The following is a 17,018-nucleotide window of genomic DNA, read 5'->3' on the forward strand; positions in this document are numbered from 1 at the left end:
AGCCGTATCCCTCAGGTCGCCACCCCCACCATCGTCTCCTCCGCCAGCCAGTCCACCACCCGGCGCAGCGCCTCGTCCTCGTCGGCGCCGTCGGCGAGCGCCGCCTGGAAGATCTCGATCTGCCGATGGGCGCTGGTGCCGCGCTTGATGATCTCCCGCGCCCGTTCGACCTCGGCGGTGCAGCCGAAATGCTCCGCATCCTCGCGGGTCAGGTCGATGATCTCGTTCAGCAGGTCGGCATAGGGCACGATGCGGCCCTGCCCGAAATCGACCAGCCCGCTGTCCAGGCCATAGCGCTGGGCGCGCCAGCGGTTCTCCTCGATCAGCATGTTCTTGTAGGGCCGCCAGGTGACGTTGCGCAGCTTCAGCCGCCACAGCATGCGCAGCAGGCAGCGATACAGCGCCGCCACCGTCACCGCGTCGTCCAAGCGGGTGCAGATGTCGGTGATGCGCATCTCCAGCGTCGGGAATCGCGACGACGGGCGGATATCCCACCACAGCTTGCTGGCGTCCTCGATCACCCCGGCATTCACCAGCACCGCCACATGGCTCTGGTATTCGCCGAAGCTCTGGAAGCCGGCGGGCATGCCGGTGCGCGGCAGTTCGTGCCAGACGCTGAGTCGGTAGGACCGGCGCTCCATGTCGCGCCCGCGCCAGAAGGGCGAGGAGGTCGACAGCGCCAGCAGATGCGGCAGGAAATAGCGGACCTGATTCATCAGGTCGATGCGCAGGTCGTCGTCCTCGATCCCGACATGGACATGCATGCCGCAGATCATCAGCCGGCGGGCCGGTGCCCCCAGATCGCGGGCCAGCATGTTGTAGCGGTCGCGGTTGGTGTGCTTCTGCGGTTCCCACGCGGCGAAGGGATGGGTGGAGGCGGCGATCGGCGCCAGCCCATAGCGGTCGGCCACCCCGGCCACCGTCGCGCGCAGAGCCGCCAGCTCGGTCCGCGCCTCGCCCAGCGTCCTGCAGACCGGTGTTCCCACCTCGATCTGGCAGCGCAGGAATTCCGGATGGATGCGGCCGGGCGCCTGTTCCTGGCAGGCTTCCAGCATCTCGTCCGGCGGGCTGGGCACGATGTCGCGCGTGCCGCGGTCGACCAGCAGATACTCCTCTTCCAGGCCGAGGGTGAAGGACGGTTCGGTCGCGGCGCTATTCATTGGCACGGCGCTTTCCATTCGGTGTTCAGGCCCGCGGATAATGATGGATGGTCGCCAGCGACGGCAGGGACAGCAGCGGTTCCACCGCGTCGCCGATCACTTGTGCCCACAGCTCGGCACCCTCCGGCGTGGCGATCAGGTCCTGCCGAACCTCCAGCAGGACATTGGGATAGCCGGCGGGCGTCGCGTGGGTCTCCACAGTCCCGCCCAGCGTGCCGCGGCCGGAATAGGGCTGGTTGTCGCCGACGCACCAACGGCCGTCGGCCTTCAGCGCCTCGATCAGCGGCACCGGCAGGCGCGGATCGTTGTCCCACAGCACGCCGATATGCCAGGGCCGCGCCACACCGCGCATGGCCGGTGTGAAGCTGTGGACCGAGACCAGCACCGGCACCTGTCCACGGGTGCGGATCGCCGAGACGGCCGCCGCCACCGCGGCGTGATAGGGCTTGAACAGCGCCTCCACCCGCTGGGCCTGGGCCTCGGCATCGAGCGCGCGGTTGCCGGGAATCACCACGTCGTCGCTGACCACCGGAATCGCCGTGGGGTCCTCGATCGCACGATTAGGGTCGATCACCAGACGGGAGAAACCGGACAGCACCGCGGTGGCGCCGAAGCGGTCGGCCAGCCGCCGCGTCACCTCCGCCGCGCCGATGTCGTAGGCGATGTGACGGCAGAGCTGTTCCTCCGGCAAACCGAGGTCGCCGAGTGACGCGGGAATCGCACGCGAAGCATGGTCGCACACCAGCAGCAGCGGCCGGCCGGCATCCGGGTTCAGCGTGGTCGCCGGCGGCGGATCGTTCGGACCCAGCAGAGGCGCCGCCGTTCGGGGCGCCGGTGCGGGAGCGGTGACGGGCTGGCGATGTTCGGTAGGTGATGAGGCCATATGCCACACTAGCGCAACCGCTGCGCCGGGCGGAAGCGCGGCCGATGGTGGTAGCCCGAACGGTAAACTGATACGCTCCAGTTCCTTCTCCGCGCGAACCGACCCGGAAGACGCCCCGCATGCTTCGCCTGCTCACCCTCTGCCTTGCCGTGATGGCGCTGCTCAGCGCTTGCGGACCCGTTTACGAGACGCAATACAGCCTTGTCCCGCCAAGCTCGGCCGAAGGCCGGCTCTGCGTCAACCAATGTCAGCAGAACCGCAATTACTGCCGTCAGAATTGCGGCATGTCGCAGCAGGCCTGCGTGAACGAGGCACGGTCGCGGGCCCTCTATGAATATCAGTCCTATGTCAACCGCCAGCAGGCGGAGAAGAAGCCGATCAAGAAGTCGGTGAGCGATTTCGACCGCTCCTATTCCTGCGGCAACAGCAGCTGCGAAGCGCGGTGCGAGGCCGACTATCGCGACTGTTTCGGCGGAAGCTGCGGTGGGCAGGTGATCGCCAAGCGCGTCTGCACCGCCTTCTGCGATCAGGAGAAGCCGGCCCCCGCACCCGCAGTGGCGCCGATGCTGAGCCCCATCCCGCCGGGCGCCGCCCAGGCCCCGATGACGTCGGCCCCCAACGCCGGTTATCAGGCCGGCGCGTCGCTGTGCCAGCCCGGCATGCGGGTGGAGGTCCAGTGGAAGGGAGACTGGTATCCGGCGACGGTGAAGGACAAGCCGCGCAAGGACGGCCGCTGCCCGGTCCATTATGATGACTACAGCGCCGAGGACGACGAGACGGTTTCGCTTCGCCGCATCCGGCCGCGCTGATCGGCACCCCGGCCGGAAAGGCCAGCCTGACCGCCCATCCGGCAGCCTCCAGGGGAATTGCGGAGACGCACGGCAGCCATGACTTGCGTCCCGCTGGCCCGGCGGTGGGACGGCGGATATAAGCGGTCCATGCCAGACGCCAGTGCTTTCACCGCCGACCATCTGTACCGGACGCAGCGCATCGCCCTGATCGCGCTGCTGATCGGCGCCCTGGGCATCGCCTTCGCGCCCATCTTCGTGCGGCTGTCGGAGGTCGGTCCGGTCGCCACCGGCTTCTGGCGCACGGCGTTGGCCACCCCGGTCCTGGCGTTGTGGATGGCCAGCGAATCGCGGCAGCGGGGCGGACGGGCCAGCCGGCGCCCCTCCTCGCTTTCAGACTTTGCGCGCCTGTCGCTCGCCGGGCTGTTCTTCGCCGGCGACCTGGCGATCTGGCACACGTCGATCCGCTACACGTCGGTCGCCAATTCCACGCTGCTGGCCAACTTTGCCCCGCTTTATGTGGCGCCGGCCGCATGGTTCCTGTTCAAGGAACGGATCACCGGCCGGTTCGTCCTCGGCATGCTGCTGGCGCTGGCCGGTGCCATCGTGCTGATGGGCCAAAGTTTCCAGCTCAACGCCGACCACCTGTTCGGCGATGCGCTCGGTCTGCTGACCGCGGGATTCTATGCCGGCTATATCCTGTCGGTCGGACGGCTGCGCGCCGAGTTCTCCACCGCGACCATCATGACCTGGAGCGGCGCCATATCCGCAGCCGTTCTGCTGCCGATCGGCCTGTATGACGGCGAAGCCATGCTTCCGGCGAGCGCAAATGGCTGGGCGGTGCTGGCCGGCCTCGCCCTGTTCAGCCATGCCTGCGGCCAGAGCCTGATCGCCTACGCGCTGGCCCACCTGCCGGCCTCCTTCTCGTCGGTCAGCCTCCTGCTGCAGCCGGCGGCGGCGGCAATCCTCGCCTGGATCCTGCTGAACGAACCCCTGGGACCCTTGCAGGCGATCGGTGCCGCGGTGATCCTGGTGGGCATCCTGATGGCTCGCCCCGGCGGCCGTTGAGCCACCGGCGCCACACCATCGCCGCCATGTTTTTCCGCCCCGCGGGCAAGGCGCCGCAGCGTGCCTGTGCCCCATTGACCGCACCGGCGGGGACCGTTACCGGTAGGACCGATCATCGATGAACCGCCTTCCGACCAAAGGGGAACAACCCGTGTCCGGCACCGACGACAGCGCTCACGTCCCCTCCTCCTCGCAGCGCATTTCGGAGTGGGTTGCCCAACAGCTTCTCGACCGCATCGCGCGCGGCGAGCTGGTGCCGGGGGAGCGCCTGCCGGGCGAACGCCAGCTGGCCGAACAGTTGCATGTCAGCCGGGTGTCCGTTCGTGCCGCGCTGCAGAAGCTGAAGACCCAGGGATTCCTCACCGCAGTTCAGGGCGGCGGGACCCGCGTGGTATCGTCGGCCGGCGTGATGGACGGCGCCCTCACCACCATGGTGCGCAGCACCCACCAGAACCTGTGCGACCTCGTCGAAATCCGTATGGCCCTGGAAAGCTGGGCCGCCCGCCGTGCCGCCGAACGCGCAACGCAGGAACAGATCGACACCATCGGCCGCATCCTGGCGGCGATGAGCGAAACCAATCGCGACGGCGGACGCGCGGCCGACGACATGGATTTCCACGTCGCCGTCGCCCAGGCGTCGGGCAGCCCGGTCTATCTCCACCTGCTGTCGACCATCCGCGACATCCTCGGCAACATGGTCGAGATGAAGCACACCGAGCCCTTCATGGAAAACCATGAGGCGCTGATGATCGAGCACCACCGCGCCATTCATCAGGCCATCGCCCGGCGCGACCCCGACGCCGCGGCCAATGCCGTCACCGCGCATCTCGGCTGGATTCTGGCGCGCTACCGCACAATGACCGATGAGCCGGCGGTCCAGACGAGCACCCCACCCTCCCCTGACGCCGCCGGCGCCTGATCTCTGCATTCCGCCCCGACCATGAAAAAAGGCCGCAGCCTCCCGAAGGAGACTGCGGCATTTTCACATCCGACCGGCGGCGATCCTCAGCTGGCGAGGATCGTCTCGATCTGCTTGGTCACCTCATCGATGTCGGCCATGCCGTCCACCACCTTCAGCACACCGCGACCCTGGTAATAGGGCAGGATCGGCGCCGTCTGCTGATGGTACTGGGCCAGACGGGTGGTCACCGTCTCCGCGTTGTCGTCGGCGCGCCGCTTGAACTCGGTGCTGCCGCAGACGTCGCAGACGCCCTCCACCTTCGGCTTCTCGAAGCTGTCGTGATAGCCCTTGCCGCACTTGGCGCAGGTGTAACGGCCGGTGATGCGTTCCACCAGCACGTCGTCGACCACCCGCATCTCGACCACATGGTCGAGCTTCAGGCCCTTCTCGTCGAGCATCTTATCGAGCGCCTCGGCCTGGGCCACGGTGCGCGGGAAGCCGTCGAGGATGAAGCCGTTCTTCACGTCCGGCTTCGAAATGCGCTCGGCGATCATGCTGACCATCAGCTCGTCCGGCATCAGCTTGCCGGCGGCCATGATCTCCTTCGCCTGCTGCCCAAGCGGCCCGCCTTCCGCCACCATGGCGCGGAGCATGTCGCCCGTCGACAACTGCACTAGACCACGAGTGTCTTCCAGACGGCGCGCCTGGGTCCCCTTCCCGGCGCCCGGCGGACCGAGCAGTATGAGGTTCATTACTTTCTCCCCCGAAGCTTAGATTTCTTGATCAATCCCTCATACTGGTGAGCCAGCAGGTGGGAATGAATCTGCGCAACCGTGTCCATCGTGACGGTGACCACGATCAGCAGGCTGGTGCCGCCAAAATAAAACGGAACCGAGTGCTGGGATATCAGGATTTCGGGGAGGAGACAAACCGCCACAAGGTAGGCGGACCCGATGACCGTCAACCGCGTCAGCACATAGTCGATGTGGTCGGCGGTGTTCTTGCCCGGACGGATGCCCGGAATGAAACCGCCATACTTGCGCAGATTGTCGGCCGTCTCCGTCGGGTTGAAGACGATCGCGGTGTAGAAGAAGCAGAAGAACACGATCAGCGAGGCGTACAGCAGCATATAGAGCGGCGTGCCGTGCGCGACGTAGCGCGACACCGCCTGCAGCCACTCCGGCCCCTCACCGCCAGCGAAGCCCACCGCGGTCAGCGGCAGCAGCAGCAGCGACGACGCGAAGATCGGCGGAATGACGCCGGCGGTGTTCATCTTCAGCGGCAGGTGCGACGCTTCGCCGCCGAACACCCGGTTGCCGACCTGTCGCTTCGGGTACTGCACCAGCAGACGGCGCTGGGCGCGTTCCATGAAGACGATGAAGAACACCACGCCGACGGCCATCAGCAGCATCAGGATGATGAAGACGGTCGACAGAGCGCCCTGACGGCCGAGTTCCAGCGTGTTGACCAGCGCGCGCGGCAGTTCCGCGACGATGCCGGCGAAGATGATCAGCGAGGTGCCGTTGCCGATGCCGCGGGCGGTGATCTGCTCACCGAGCCACATCAGGAACATGGTTCCGCCGACCAGCGTGATGACCGTGGCGATGCGGAAGAACAGGCCCGGGTCGAGCACAGCCGCTCCCGTGGAGCCGCGCATCGACTCGAGACCGACCGCAAGGCCGTAGGCCTGCACCGTGGCGAGGGCCACCGTGCCGAATCGGGTGTACTGGTTCAGCTTCTTGCGCCCGGCCTCGCCTTCCTTCTTCATCGCCTCCATCTGCGGCGACACGGCGGTCAGCAACTGCACGATGATCGACGCCGAGATGTACGGCATGATGTTGAGCGCGAAGATGGTCATGCGGTGCAGCGCGCCGCCGGCCAGCATGTCGAACATGCCCAGGATGCCGCTGCCCTGCTGCTTGAACACGTCCTGCAGGATGTGCGGATCGATGCCCGGAATCGGGATATAAGTGCCCAACCGGTAGACGATCAGGGCCGCCAAGGTGAACCAAATCCGCTTTTTCAGCTCGGTCGCCTTGGAGAAAGCCCCGAAATTGATGTTGGCGGCAAGCTGCTCGGCCGCTGATGCCATGGTCCAATCCCTGTCCCGTAAGCGCGAACGGGGCGGCACTGCATGACGCAGGCCGCCCCTCGCGACTTCGCTTTTTGTAGTGCCACGAAAGCCCGCGCGCAAGCGCAGGCTTGTCGCGGAACTTTACTCGGCGGCTTCGGCGGCGGGAGCGGTCAGCGTGACGCTGCCACCCGCCTTTTCGACGGCCTCGATCGCCGACTTGGACGCGCCGGCGACCGTGAAGGAAACCTTCGCGGTCAGCTCGCCCTTGCCCAGCAGACGGACACCGTCCTTCTTCACCTTGCCGGTGACACCGGCGGCGTTGAGCGCCGCGGCATCGATGGTCTCGGCGGCGTTCAGCTTGCCCAGGTCAATGGCCTTCTGGATCATGCCCAGGTTAACCACCGAGTATTCCTTGGCGAAGATGTTCCGGAAACCACGCTTCGGCAGGCGGCGGTGCAGAGGCATCTGCCCGCCTTCGAAGCCGTTGATCGCCACGCCGGTGCGCGAGGTCTGACCCTTCACGCCGCGGCCAGCGGTCTTGCCCTTGCCCGAACCGATACCGCGACCGACGCGCATGCGCGCCTTGCGGGCACCGGCGTTGTCACGCAGGTCATTAAGCTTGGTCATGATCTCAGCCCTCGTTCTCGACGCGGACCAGGTGCGCGACCTTGGCGATCATGCCCCGCACGGCCGGAGTGTCCTCCAGCTCGCGGGTCCGGTGCAGCTTGTTGAGACCCAGACCGACCAGCGTCTCGCGCTGGTCGTGCTTGCGGCCGATCGGGCTGCCGATCTGGGTCACGACGACGGTCTTCTTCTCCGCCATGATCAGGCCTCCTGTCCGGCGCCGGCCTCACGACGGCCGAGGATGTCGCTCACGCGACGACCGCGACGCGCCGCGACGGACCGCGGGCTGGTGACCTGGGTCAGGGCGTCGAACGTCGCCTTGATCATGTTGTGCGGGTTCGACGTGCCGATCGACTTGGTCACGACGTCAGCGACGCCGAGAGCCTCGAAGATCGCGCGCATCGGACCACCGGCGATGATGCCGGTACCGGCCGGAGCGGCCCGCAGCACGACCTTGCCGGCACCGAAGTGACCGTTGGTGTCATGATGCAGCGTACGGCCTTCGCGCAGCGGAACACGGATCATGCCGCGCTTGGCTTGATCGGTCGCCTTGCGGATGGCTTCCGGGACTTCACGGGCCTTGCCCGAGCCGACGCCGACGCGACCCTTGCCGTCGCCAACGACGACCAGAGCGGCGAAGCCGAAGCGACGACCACCCTTGACGACCTTGGCGACGCGGTTGATGCCGACGAGCTTTTCGATCAGCTCGCTTTCTTCCCGCTCGCGCGGCTGCCGGTCGCGGTTGTCCCGCTCCCCACGTTCACGTGCCATATCCGGGCCTCCTTAGAACGACAGCCCGCCCTCACGGGCGGCGTCGGCCAGGGCCTTGACCCGGCCATGGTAAATGTAACCACCGCGATCGAACACGACCTCGGTAATCCCAGCGGCCTTGGCGCGTTCGGCGATCAGTTCGCCGATGCGCTTGGCAGCATCGACGTTGCCGCCGTGCTTGAGCTGCTCGCGCAGCTCCTTCTCGAGCGACGAGGCCGACGCGAGCGTCTTGCCGTTTTCGTCGTCGATGATCTGGGCGTAGATGTGCAGATTGGACCGGAAGACCGAGAGGCGAACGCGCCCGCCGGCCTTCTTGGCAATCTGCGCGCGCACGCGCTGCTTGCGGCGCTCGTGGAGTTGCTTTGGCTTCAGCATGGCGGTTACTTCTTCTTACCTTCCTTGCGCAGGACGGTTTCGGTCTCGTACTTGATGCCCTTGCCCTTGTAGGGCTCCGGCTTCTTCCAACCGCGGATCTCGGCGGCAACCTGGCCGACCTTGTGCTTGTCGTAGCCGCTGACCGAGATGGCCGTCGGCTTGTCGCACTTGATCGTGATGCCTTCCGGGATCGGGTACTTCACATCGTGCGAGAAACCGAGCTGGAGAACCAGCTCCTTGCCCTGCACGGCCGCGCGGTAACCGACGCCGTTGATCTCGAGATTGATCGTGTAGCCCTGGCTGACACCGGTGACCATGTTGTTGATCAGGGTGCGCGAGGTCGCCCACATGACGCGGGCGCGCTTGCTGTCGTTTGCCGGCTTCACCACCACCTTGCCGTCTTCCAGCGAGGCGGTGATGTCGTCGATCAGGGTCATGCTGAGTTGCCCCAGCTTGCCCTTGGCCGTGACCTGCTGACCGTCGACTTTCACGTCGACGCCAGCCGGGACCGGCACGGGATGCTTGCCAATGCGCGACATCTGCCAATCCCCCTTAGAACACGCGGCAGAGGACTTCGCCGCCGACGTTGGCGGCGCGGGCCTCATTGTCCGACATCACGCCACGCGGGGTCGACAGGATCGACAGACCAAGCCCGTTGTAGACACGGGGCAGGTCGGCGATCTTCGAGTACACGCGACGGCCGGGCTTGGACACACGGCCGATCTGCTTAATGACAGGCTCGCCTTCGTGGTACTTCAGCTCGATCTTCAGGTTCTTGACGCCCGGACGCAGTTCTTCCTCGGACCAGCCGCGGATGAAGCCTTCACGCTTCAGAACTTCCAGGACGTTGACGCGCAGCTTAGACGCCGGGGAAACCACAACGGACATGCGGGCGTGCTGACCGTTACGGATGCGGGTCAGCATATCGCCGAGCGGATCGCTCAAAGACATTCTCGGACCCTCCTTACCAGCTCGACTTCGTCATGCCCGGAATCTGGCCGGTAGAGGCCAGTTCGCGGAGCGTGACGCGGGACAGCTTGAACTTGCGATAGAACGCGCGCGGACGCCCGGTCATTTCGCAGCGGTTCCGGATGCGCACCTTCGAGGAGTTGCGCGGCAGTTCGGCCAGCTTGAGGCGGGCAGCGAATTGCTCTTCCGGCGGGAGGGCCTTGTCGTTCGCGATTGCCTTCAGGCGCGCACGCTTGTTCGCGTACTGCTTGGCCAGCTTGGCGCGACGCTTGTTCTTTTCGATGGCACTGGTCTTAGCCATGGTCGTGCTCCAGCCTCAGCTCACGAACGGCATGTCGAAGCCCTTCAGGAGAGCCTTGGCTTCCTGGTCGGTCTTCGCCGAAGTGACGATGATGATGTCCATGCCGCGGATTTGATCGATCTTGTCGTAATCGATCTCCGGGAAAATGATCTGCTCCTTGACGCCCATGGCGTAGTTGCCACGGCCGTCAAAGCTGTCACCCGGGATACCGCGGAAGTCACGGACGCGCGGCAACGCAATCGTCACCAGGCGATCCAGGAACTCGTACATGCGGTCGCGACGGAGCGTGACCTTGCAGCCGATCGCCATGCCTTCGCGCAGCTTGAACTGGGCGATCGACTTGCGCGACTTGGTCACCACCGGCTTCTGACCGGTGATGGCGGCCATCTCGGCCACGGCCAGCTGGATCTTCTTGGAGTCGGCGACAGCCTCGCCGACACCCATGTTGACCACGATCTTCTCGATCCGCGGAACTTCCAGGTCGTTCTTGTAGCCGAATTCCGACTTCAGAGCGGCGCGGATCTTGGAATCGTAAACTTCTTTCAAACGTGCGGTCATGCCCGGGTCCTCACAGGTCAATGACTTCGCCGGACCGCTTGGCGACACGCACCTTGCGGCCATCCTCAAGGATCTTGAAACCGACGCGGGTCGGCTTGCCATCCTTGGGATCGACGTGAGCGAGGTTGGAGACGTTGATCGGCGCCTCCATCTCGATGATGCCACCCTGCGAGCGGGCGCTGGCACGCTGGTGCTTCTTCACCACGTTCACGCCCTGCACAACGGCACGGTTCTCCTTGGGGAAAACCTTCAACACCTCGCCGGTCTTGCCCTTGTCACGGCCGGTCAGGACAACGACCTTGTCCTTGGTCTTGATCTTGGCGGCCATTACAGCACCTCCGGCGCCAGCGAGATGATCTTCATGAACTTCTTGCCGCGCAGTTCACGAGTGACCGGCCCGAAAATACGGGTGCCGATCGGCTCGCCCTGCTTGTTGATGAGCACGGCGGCGTTCCGGTCGAAACGGATCGCCGACCCGTCCTCCCGACGCAGTTCCTTCGCGGTGCGGACGATGACGGCGCGATGCACGTCGCCCTTCTTGACGCGGCCCTTCGGAATGGCCTCCTTGACCGAGACGACGATGACGTCGCCCACGGTCGCGACCTTCCGCTTGGACCCGCCAAGCACCTTGATGCACTGCACCCGGCGCGCCCCGCTGTTATCGGCGACTTCCAGGTTGGTTTGCATCTGGATCATTGTTTACGACCTTTCGTTATCACGCGGCGCCGCTGTCGGCGGCGGACTCCGTCACGACCGTCCAACGCTTGGACTTCGAGATCGGGCGGCATTCGATGATCGAAACGGTATCGCCGACCTTGAACAGGTTGCCCTCGTCGTGGGCGGCGTACTTCTTCGACTGACGAATGAACTTCTTGTACACGGGGTGCATGACACGGCGCTCGACAAGAACCGTAACGGTCTTGTCGCACTTGTCGCTGACCACCGTGCCCTGCAGAACGCGGCGAGGCATGGATGATCCCCCTTACTTGCCGGCGTCGGCGGAGCGGGCACGCTCGCCGAGGATGGTCTTGATGCGGGCGATGTCGCGGCGCACCGTGTTCACCCGCGCGGTGTTCTCCAGCTGGCCGGAGGCCTTCTGGAAGCGCAGGTTGAACTGCTCCTTCTTGAGCTGGAGGAGCTGATCGTTCAGCTCATCCGCGCTCTTCGTACGAATGTCTACGGCCTTCATGCCGCGGTCTCCTCGACACCGCCCAGGCGGGTCACCAGCTTCACCTTGATCGGCAGCTTCGCGGCCGCCAGAGCGAAGGCGGTTTTTGCCACATCTGCCGGCACGCCGTCCAGTTCAAACAGGATGCGACCCGGCTTGACGCGAGCCGCCCAGTACTCCGGCGAACCCTTACCGGAACCCATGCGGACTTCGGCGGGCTTGGTGGAGACGGGGAGGTCCGGGAAAATGCGGATCCAGACGCGGCCCTGACGCTTCATCGCGCGGGTGATCGCGCGGCGGGCCGCCTCGATCTGCCGGGCGGTGATACGCTCCGGCTCCAGGGCCTTGAGGCCGAAGGAGCCGAAGTTCAGGGCGGTGCCGCCCTTGGCGTTGCCGTGGATGCGGCCCTTGTGGGCCTTACGGAATTTCGTGCGCTTGGGAGAAAGCATCGCTCGGCCCCTTTACTCGCGTTCGGAGCGCTCGGAGCGCTCGCGACGGTCGCGACGATCATGCCGATCGCGGCGCGGTTCGCCGTCGGTCGACACCGGCTCGGAACCCATGCGCTTGTCCTGCGCCATCGGGTCATGAGCCATGACCTCGCCCTTGAACACCCACACCTTGACACCGCAGGTGCCGTAGGTGGTCTTGGCGGTGCCCACACCGTAGTCGATGTCGGCGCGCAGGGTGTGCAGCGGAACGCGGCCCTCGCGGTACCACTCCATGCGGGCGATTTCCGCACCGCCGAGACGGCCCGAGCAGTTGATCCGGATGCCCTGGGCGCCCAGACGCATGGCGGACTGCACGGCGCGCTTCATGGCGCGACGAAATGCCACACGGCGCTCGAGCTGGCTGGCGATGTTCTCGGCGATGAGGCGAGCGTCGATTTCCGGCTTGCGGATTTCGACGATGTTCAGGCTCACCTCGCTGCCGGTCATCTTCGACAGCTCAAGACGCAGCTTCTCGATGTCCGCGCCCTTCTTGCCGATCACCACGCCTGGACGAGCCGAGTGGATAGTGATGCGGGCCTTCTTGGCCGGACGTTCGATGACGACGCGCGAGCAACCGGCCTGCTGCAGGCGACCCTGCAGATAGCCACGCAGCTTCAGGTCCTGGTGCAGCAGGTTGGCGTAGTCGCGCTTGGCGAACCAACGGCTGTCCCAGGTCCGGTTGATGCCGAGGCGCAGCCCGATCGGATTGATTTTCTGACCCATTACTCGGCCCCCTCGGCAACGGCGGCGTCACGCTCGCGGACGATGATCGTCAGGTTGCTGAACAGCTTCTCGACCCGGGCGCCGCGACCGCGGGCACGGGCGTGGAAGCGCTTCATCACCAGAGCGCGACCGACCGTCGCCGACGACACGTACAGACGGTCGACGTCGAGCTGGTGGTTGTTCTCGGCGTTCGCGATCGCGGCCTGCAGGACCTTCTTCACCTCGCCGGCGATGCGGCGCTTGGAGAAGGTCAGCTCGGCCACGGCACGGCTGGCATCCATGTTCCGGATGAGCTGGGCGACGAGGTTGAGCTTCCGCGGGCTGGTGCGGATCATCGGATTGCGGGCCAGAGCCTCGTTCTCCGCGACCCGGCTGGGGTTGGCAGACTTGCCCATGGCTTACTTCCTCTTCGCCTTCTTGTCCGCCGCGTGGCCATAGAAGGTCCGCGTCGGAGCGAACTCGCCGAACTTGTGACCGATCATGTGCTCGGTAACCAGAACCGGCAGGAACTTGTGGCCGTTGTAGACGCCGAACGTCAGACCGACGAACTGCGGCAGGATGGTCGAACGACGCGACCAGATCTTGATGATCTCGTTGCGGCCCGAAGCCCGGCTCTTGTCCGCCTTCTTCAGCAGATAGCCGTCGACGAACGGGCCCTTCCAAACGGAGCGTGCCATCGTTCGACCTCCTTACTTCGAATGACGGCGGCGCAGGATCAGGCCATCCGTCTTCTTGTTGTGACGAGTCTTCTTGCCCTTGGTCGGCTTGCCCCACGGCGTGACCGGATGACGGCCACCCGAGGTGCGACCCTCACCACCACCGTGCGGGTGGTCGATCGGGTTCATGGCGACGCCACGGACCGACGGACGCTTGCCCAGCCAGCGGTTGCGACCGGCCTTGCCAAGGTTGGTGTTCATCTGGTCCGGGTTGGACACGGCACCCAGCGTGGCCATGCACTCGCCACGAACCATGCGCAGCTCGCCCGAGGGCAGCTTCAGCTGGGCGTAGCCGCCGTCGCGACCGACCAGCTGCAGGTAGGTGCCGGCGGAACGAGCCACCTGACCACCCTTGCCGGCCTTCAGCTCGACGTTGTGCACGATCGAACCGACCGGGATGTTCTTCAGCGGCATCGCGTTGCCGGGCTTCACGTCGACGCGCTCGCCGGAGATCACGGTGTCGCCGACCTTCAGGCGCTGCGGCGCCAGGATGTAGGACAGGGTCCCATCCTGGTACTTGATCAGCGCGATGAAAGCCGTGCGGTTCGGATCATATTCCAGCCGCTCGACGGTGGCCGGAACGTCGAACTTGCGACGCTTGAAGTCCACCAGACGGTAGGTGCGCTTGTGACCGCCACCCATCCGGCGCGCAGTGATGCGGCCGGTGTTGTTGCGTCCACCAGACTTGGTCAGGCCCTCGGTGAGGGTCTTGACCGGCTTGCCCTTCCACAGCTCCGAGCGGTCGACGATGACCAGCTGGCGGAGCGAGGGAGTAATCGGGCGGTATTGCTTCAGAGCCATCGGATCACACTCCCGCTCAGATGCCCGTGGTCACGTCGATCTTGTTACCCTCGGCGAGGGTGACGACGGCCTTCTTGAAGTCCGAGCGACGGCCGATGGTGCCGCGGAACCGCTTGGTCTTGCCCTTGGAAACCAGGGTGTTGACCGCGGTCACCTTGACGTTGAAGAGACCTTCAACGGCGGCCTTGATCTCCGGCTTGGAGGCCGTGAGCGGCACGCGGAACGTGACCTGGTTGTGCTCCGACACCAACGTCGACTTCTCGGTGATGACGGGAGCGAGGATCAGGTCGTACATCCGCTCCTGGCTCACCGCAGGTTTCGACTGCTTGCTCATTTCAGGCGAGCCTCCAGTTGCTCGACCGCGTTGCGGGTCAGGACCAGCGTGTCGCGGCGGAGAATGTCGTAGACGTTCGCACCCTGCTCCGGCAGCACGTCGATCAGCGGGATGTTGCGCGAAGCCTTGGCGAAGTTCTCGTCCAGGTTCGAGCCATCGATGATCAGCGCCGAAGTCAGGCCGAGGGTGGCGAGACGGGCCGCCAGCTCCTTGGTCTTGTGCGTCTCGGCGGCCGCAGCCTCCAGGACGATCAGCTTGCCCTCGGCGGCCTTGGCCGACAGGGCGGTCTTGAGCGCCAGCTTACGGACCTTCTTGGTCAGGTCGTGGGCGTGCGAACGCACCACCGGCCCGAAGATGGTCGCACCGCCGCGGAACTGCGGCGAACGGATGGAGCCCTGACGAGCCCGGCCGGTGCCCTTCTGCCCGTAGGGCTTCTTGGTCGTGCCGCTGATCTCGCTGATGCCCTTGGTCTTGTGGTTACCGGAGCGGCGCTTGGCCAGCTGCCAGTTCACCATGCGGGCCAGCAGGTCGGTGCGGGCCGGCAGACCGAACACGGCGTCCGACAGCTCGATCTCGCCGACGGCTTCGTTGTTCAGATTCTTGATCGTGGCCTTCATGGCGCTCACTCCTGCGTCTCGGCCGGGGCTTCCGCCGCCGGAGCAGACTTGATGCCGGCCGGGAAGGGCAGGCCTTCCGGAGCCTTCTTCTTGACGGCGTCACGGATGCGCAGCCAACCGCCCTCGGCGCCGGGGACGGCACCCTTGAGCATGATCAGACCACGGGCTTCGTCGACGGCGACGACCTGCAGGTTCAGGACCGTAACCCGCTCGTCACCGAGATGACCGGCCATCTTCTTGTTCTTGAAGACCTTGCCGGGGTCCTGACGGTTACCCGTCGAACCGTGCGAACGGTGCGACACCGACACGCCGTGCGTGGCGCGCAGACCACCGAAGTTCCAGCGCTTCATCGCACCGGCAAAGCCCTTGCCGATGGAGGTGCCGGTGACGTCGACGTACTGGCCGGCGACGAAGTGGGCGGCCGACAGCTCGGCACCGACCTCGATCAGGGCATCGGCATCGACGCGGAACTCGACCAGCTTGCGCTTCGGTTCCACGCGCGCCTTGGCGAAATGCCCACGCTCAGGCTTGTTGACGTTCTTGACCTTGATGGCGCCCGCGCCGAGCTGGACGGCGGTGTAGCCATCCTTTTCCTCGGTGCGAACGGCGACGACCTGGCAGCTGTCGACTTTCAGCACAGTGACCGGAACATGCTGGCCGTCGTCCGTGAAGACGCGGGTCATGCCGACCTTCTGCGCGATCAAACCGGATCGCATTGTTCTTTATCTCCTGACCAGGGACATCCGCTTACCGGAGAGGTCCCTTACCAACCAAAATCAGAGCTTGATCTCGACGTCGACGCCGGCGGCGAGGTCGAGCTTCATCAGAGCATCCACGGTCTGCGGCGTCGGATCGACGATGTCGAGCAGGCGCTTGTGGGTGCGGATCTCGAACTGCTCGCGCGACTTCTTGTCGATGTGCGGCGAGCGGTTCACGGTGAACTTTTCGATGTGCGTCGGCAGGGGGATCGGGCCCCGCACGCGCGCGCCGGTCCGCTTGGCGGTGTTGACGATCTCGCTGGTCGACTGGTCGAGCACGCGATGATCGAACGCCTTCAGACGGATGCGGATGTTCTGGCTGTCCATGTCCAAACGTCCCTTGCACCTTCTAGCGATGACGCGGACGCGTCACCGGAACTCCACGAGCTGCTTTGGGGCTTCGCCGACAGCGCAAGGCCGCGCGCCGAACCACCGAAGCGGGGCCGACGGGCGACACTGTGACCGATGCGACGAGCCGATACGAAAAAGAACATCCCCCGCGGCGGATGCGCGAAGGGGATGTTCCGTTCAGCAGACGGCGCGCCTCACTGGGAGGCGCGCCGTGCCGTTCGTCTCGGGCTGCGTCTAGGCCGAAGCTGCCTACCACCAACCCAAAATCCAGAGGGCGTAATCTCTAGGCGTTCAGCGCCCGCGTGTCAATCCTGAATCTCCCCCCAGTCGGAGGAAGCTGGATCGACAGGCTGACGGTCCCGAATGCCGACGCCCGATGGCTAGAACCGGGCGGGCCGCCACCCTGCTTGCGCGGAGAAGACAGCCCGTCTCTTACAACCGGCGGCGGGATATTTCCCCGCCGCCCTACCCTTCCCTCCGGCGGTCACCCTGCGGCGACCGTCGGATGGTCATCACTCGACGATCTTGGCAACGACGCCGGCGCCGACGGTGCGGCCGCCTTCGCGGATGGCGAAGCGCAGGCCTTCGTC

29 protein-coding genes are annotated in these 17,018 nt (G+C 65.5%); 3 read left to right on the forward strand and 26 right to left on the reverse strand.

All coding sequences use genetic code 11. The annotated features are described in order from the left end of the window. Positions 1 to 11: 11 nt before the first annotated feature. Together TSO5_RS26260 and TSO5_RS26265 are read right to left on the reverse strand one after the other, a co-directional pair. Positions 12 to 1,160, reverse strand: a complete 1,149-nt coding sequence (locus TSO5_RS26260; RefSeq protein ID WP_109154394.1) for a carboxylate-amine ligase — start codon at positions 1,158 to 1,160, stop codon at positions 12 to 14. Positions 1,161 to 1,185: 25 nt separating this feature from the next. Then, positions 1,186 to 2,043 (reverse strand): N-formylglutamate amidohydrolase, encoded by an 858-nt coding sequence (locus TSO5_RS26265; protein ID WP_247870978.1) that lies wholly within the window; start codon positions 2,041 to 2,043, stop codon positions 1,186 to 1,188. A gap of 119 nt (positions 2,044 to 2,162) precedes the next feature. Between TSO5_RS26265 and TSO5_RS26270 the strand changes: the two genes are divergently transcribed. From TSO5_RS26270 to TSO5_RS26280, 3 genes are all read left to right on the forward strand, one after another. Then, a complete protein-coding gene (locus TSO5_RS26270) occupies positions 2,163 to 2,852 on the forward strand; it encodes an agenet domain-containing protein (protein WP_109154396.1) in 690 nt (229 codons plus the stop codon). Positions 2,853 to 2,981: 129 nt separating this feature from the next. Further along, positions 2,982 to 3,899: a DMT family transporter gene (locus TSO5_RS26275; RefSeq protein WP_109154405.1), complete on the forward strand. Its 918-nt coding sequence runs from the start codon at positions 2,982 to 2,984 to the stop codon at positions 3,897 to 3,899. A 151-nt stretch (positions 3,900 to 4,050) separates the two neighbouring features. Next, the gene (locus tag TSO5_RS26280) at positions 4,051 to 4,818 is read left to right on the forward strand and encodes a FadR/GntR family transcriptional regulator (RefSeq protein WP_109154406.1); all 768 of its coding nucleotides are present in this window, start codon (positions 4,051 to 4,053) and stop codon (positions 4,816 to 4,818) included. A gap of 86 nt (positions 4,819 to 4,904) precedes the next feature. Here the strand turns inward: TSO5_RS26280 and TSO5_RS26285 are convergent, their stop codons facing one another. The 24 genes from TSO5_RS26285 to TSO5_RS26400 form a co-directional block, all read right to left on the reverse strand. Then, complete coding sequence (locus TSO5_RS26285) at positions 4,905 to 5,552, reverse strand: adenylate kinase (RefSeq protein ID WP_109154397.1); 648 nt, start codon at positions 5,550 to 5,552, stop codon at positions 4,905 to 4,907. Next, entirely contained in the window at positions 5,552 to 6,892 is a 1,341-nt protein-coding gene (gene secY, locus TSO5_RS26290; RefSeq protein ID WP_109076314.1) for a preprotein translocase subunit SecY, read from the reverse strand. Before secY ends, TSO5_RS26285 begins: the two co-directional genes overlap by 1 nt. Positions 6,893 to 7,015: 123 nt before the next feature. Further along, positions 7,016 to 7,501, reverse strand: coding sequence for a 50S ribosomal protein L15 (gene rplO / locus TSO5_RS26295; RefSeq protein ID WP_109154398.1), 486 nt, complete (start codon positions 7,499 to 7,501; stop codon positions 7,016 to 7,018). A gap of 4 nt (positions 7,502 to 7,505) precedes the next feature. Further along, positions 7,506 to 7,697 (reverse strand): 50S ribosomal protein L30, encoded by a 192-nt coding sequence (gene rpmD / locus TSO5_RS26300; RefSeq protein ID WP_014246903.1) that lies wholly within the window; start codon positions 7,695 to 7,697, stop codon positions 7,506 to 7,508. 2 nt (positions 7,698 to 7,699) lie between these two features. Then, positions 7,700 to 8,269 (reverse strand): 30S ribosomal protein S5, encoded by a 570-nt coding sequence (gene rpsE / locus TSO5_RS26305; protein WP_014246902.1) that lies wholly within the window; start codon positions 8,267 to 8,269, stop codon positions 7,700 to 7,702. A gap of 12 nt (positions 8,270 to 8,281) precedes the next feature. Next, on the reverse strand, positions 8,282 to 8,644 hold the full coding sequence (rplR, locus tag TSO5_RS26310) for a 50S ribosomal protein L18 (protein WP_014246901.1): 363 nt from the start codon (positions 8,642 to 8,644) through the stop codon (positions 8,282 to 8,284). Between the two features lie 5 nt (positions 8,645 to 8,649). Further along, entirely contained in the window at positions 8,650 to 9,183 is a 534-nt protein-coding gene (gene rplF, locus TSO5_RS26315) for a 50S ribosomal protein L6 (RefSeq protein WP_109154399.1), read from the reverse strand. A 13-nt stretch (positions 9,184 to 9,196) separates the two neighbouring features. After that, positions 9,197 to 9,595 carry a 30S ribosomal protein S8 gene (rpsH, locus tag TSO5_RS26320; protein ID WP_109154400.1) on the reverse strand — a complete coding sequence of 133 codons (399 nt, stop codon included), beginning with the start codon at positions 9,593 to 9,595 and terminating at the stop codon, positions 9,197 to 9,199. Between the two features lie 13 nt (positions 9,596 to 9,608). Further along, a complete protein-coding gene (rpsN, locus tag TSO5_RS26325) occupies positions 9,609 to 9,914 on the reverse strand; it encodes a 30S ribosomal protein S14 (RefSeq protein WP_098740488.1) in 306 nt (101 codons plus the stop codon). A 15-nt stretch (positions 9,915 to 9,929) separates the two neighbouring features. After that, positions 9,930 to 10,472, reverse strand: a complete 543-nt coding sequence (gene rplE, locus TSO5_RS26330; protein WP_012973217.1) for a 50S ribosomal protein L5 — start codon at positions 10,470 to 10,472, stop codon at positions 9,930 to 9,932. 10 nt (positions 10,473 to 10,482) lie between these two features. Next, positions 10,483 to 10,800 carry a 50S ribosomal protein L24 gene (gene rplX, locus TSO5_RS26335; protein ID WP_014246896.1) on the reverse strand — a complete coding sequence of 106 codons (318 nt, stop codon included), beginning with the start codon at positions 10,798 to 10,800 and terminating at the stop codon, positions 10,483 to 10,485. Continuing rightward, complete coding sequence (rplN, locus tag TSO5_RS26340) at positions 10,800 to 11,168, reverse strand: 50S ribosomal protein L14 (protein ID WP_012973215.1); 369 nt, start codon at positions 11,166 to 11,168, stop codon at positions 10,800 to 10,802. Before rplN ends, rplX begins: the two co-directional genes overlap by 1 nt. Positions 11,169 to 11,187: 19 nt before the next feature. Then, entirely contained in the window at positions 11,188 to 11,442 is a 255-nt protein-coding gene (gene rpsQ, locus TSO5_RS26345; RefSeq protein WP_014246895.1) for a 30S ribosomal protein S17, read from the reverse strand. A 12-nt stretch (positions 11,443 to 11,454) separates the two neighbouring features. After that, the gene (gene rpmC, locus TSO5_RS26350) at positions 11,455 to 11,661 is read right to left on the reverse strand and encodes a 50S ribosomal protein L29 (protein WP_012973213.1); all 207 of its coding nucleotides are present in this window, start codon (positions 11,659 to 11,661) and stop codon (positions 11,455 to 11,457) included. Further along, positions 11,658 to 12,089, reverse strand: coding sequence for a 50S ribosomal protein L16 (rplP, locus tag TSO5_RS26355; protein ID WP_014246894.1), 432 nt, complete (start codon positions 12,087 to 12,089; stop codon positions 11,658 to 11,660). The genes rpmC and rplP overlap by 4 nt, the downstream gene beginning before the upstream one ends. A 12-nt stretch (positions 12,090 to 12,101) precedes the next feature. Next, the gene (rpsC, locus tag TSO5_RS26360) at positions 12,102 to 12,851 is read right to left on the reverse strand and encodes a 30S ribosomal protein S3 (RefSeq protein ID WP_085088119.1); all 750 of its coding nucleotides are present in this window, start codon (positions 12,849 to 12,851) and stop codon (positions 12,102 to 12,104) included. Further along, positions 12,851 to 13,246 (reverse strand): 50S ribosomal protein L22, encoded by a 396-nt coding sequence (gene rplV / locus TSO5_RS26365; RefSeq protein WP_012973210.1) that lies wholly within the window; start codon positions 13,244 to 13,246, stop codon positions 12,851 to 12,853. The genes rpsC and rplV overlap by 1 nt, the downstream gene beginning before the upstream one ends. 3 nt (positions 13,247 to 13,249) lie before the next feature. Further along, entirely contained in the window at positions 13,250 to 13,528 is a 279-nt protein-coding gene (gene rpsS / locus TSO5_RS26370) for a 30S ribosomal protein S19 (protein ID WP_012973209.1), read from the reverse strand. 12 nt (positions 13,529 to 13,540) lie between these two features. Then, positions 13,541 to 14,368, reverse strand: coding sequence for a 50S ribosomal protein L2 (gene rplB, locus TSO5_RS26375; protein WP_012973208.1), 828 nt, complete (start codon positions 14,366 to 14,368; stop codon positions 13,541 to 13,543). 16 nt (positions 14,369 to 14,384) lie between these two features. Then, positions 14,385 to 14,702 carry a 50S ribosomal protein L23 gene (locus tag TSO5_RS26380; protein ID WP_012973207.1) on the reverse strand — a complete coding sequence of 106 codons (318 nt, stop codon included), beginning with the start codon at positions 14,700 to 14,702 and terminating at the stop codon, positions 14,385 to 14,387. Further along, a complete protein-coding gene (rplD, locus tag TSO5_RS26385; protein WP_109154401.1) occupies positions 14,699 to 15,319 on the reverse strand; it encodes a 50S ribosomal protein L4 in 621 nt (206 codons plus the stop codon). Before rplD ends, TSO5_RS26380 begins: the two co-directional genes overlap by 4 nt. 5 nt (positions 15,320 to 15,324) lie before the next feature. Next, positions 15,325 to 16,035: a 50S ribosomal protein L3 gene (rplC, locus tag TSO5_RS26390; protein ID WP_044549480.1), complete on the reverse strand. Its 711-nt coding sequence runs from the start codon at positions 16,033 to 16,035 to the stop codon at positions 15,325 to 15,327. Positions 16,036 to 16,095: 60 nt separating this feature from the next. After that, positions 16,096 to 16,404: a 30S ribosomal protein S10 gene (gene rpsJ / locus TSO5_RS26395; RefSeq protein WP_012973204.1), complete on the reverse strand. Its 309-nt coding sequence runs from the start codon at positions 16,402 to 16,404 to the stop codon at positions 16,096 to 16,098. A gap of 536 nt (positions 16,405 to 16,940) precedes the next feature. Then, on the reverse strand, positions 16,941 to 17,018 hold a 78-nt coding region (locus TSO5_RS26400; RefSeq protein WP_199228834.1), incomplete at its 5' end, for a hypothetical protein.

Origin of the sequence: Azospirillum sp. TSO5, assembly GCF_003116065.1 — a bacterium.
Taxonomy (GTDB): domain Bacteria; phylum Pseudomonadota; class Alphaproteobacteria; order Azospirillales; family Azospirillaceae; genus Azospirillum.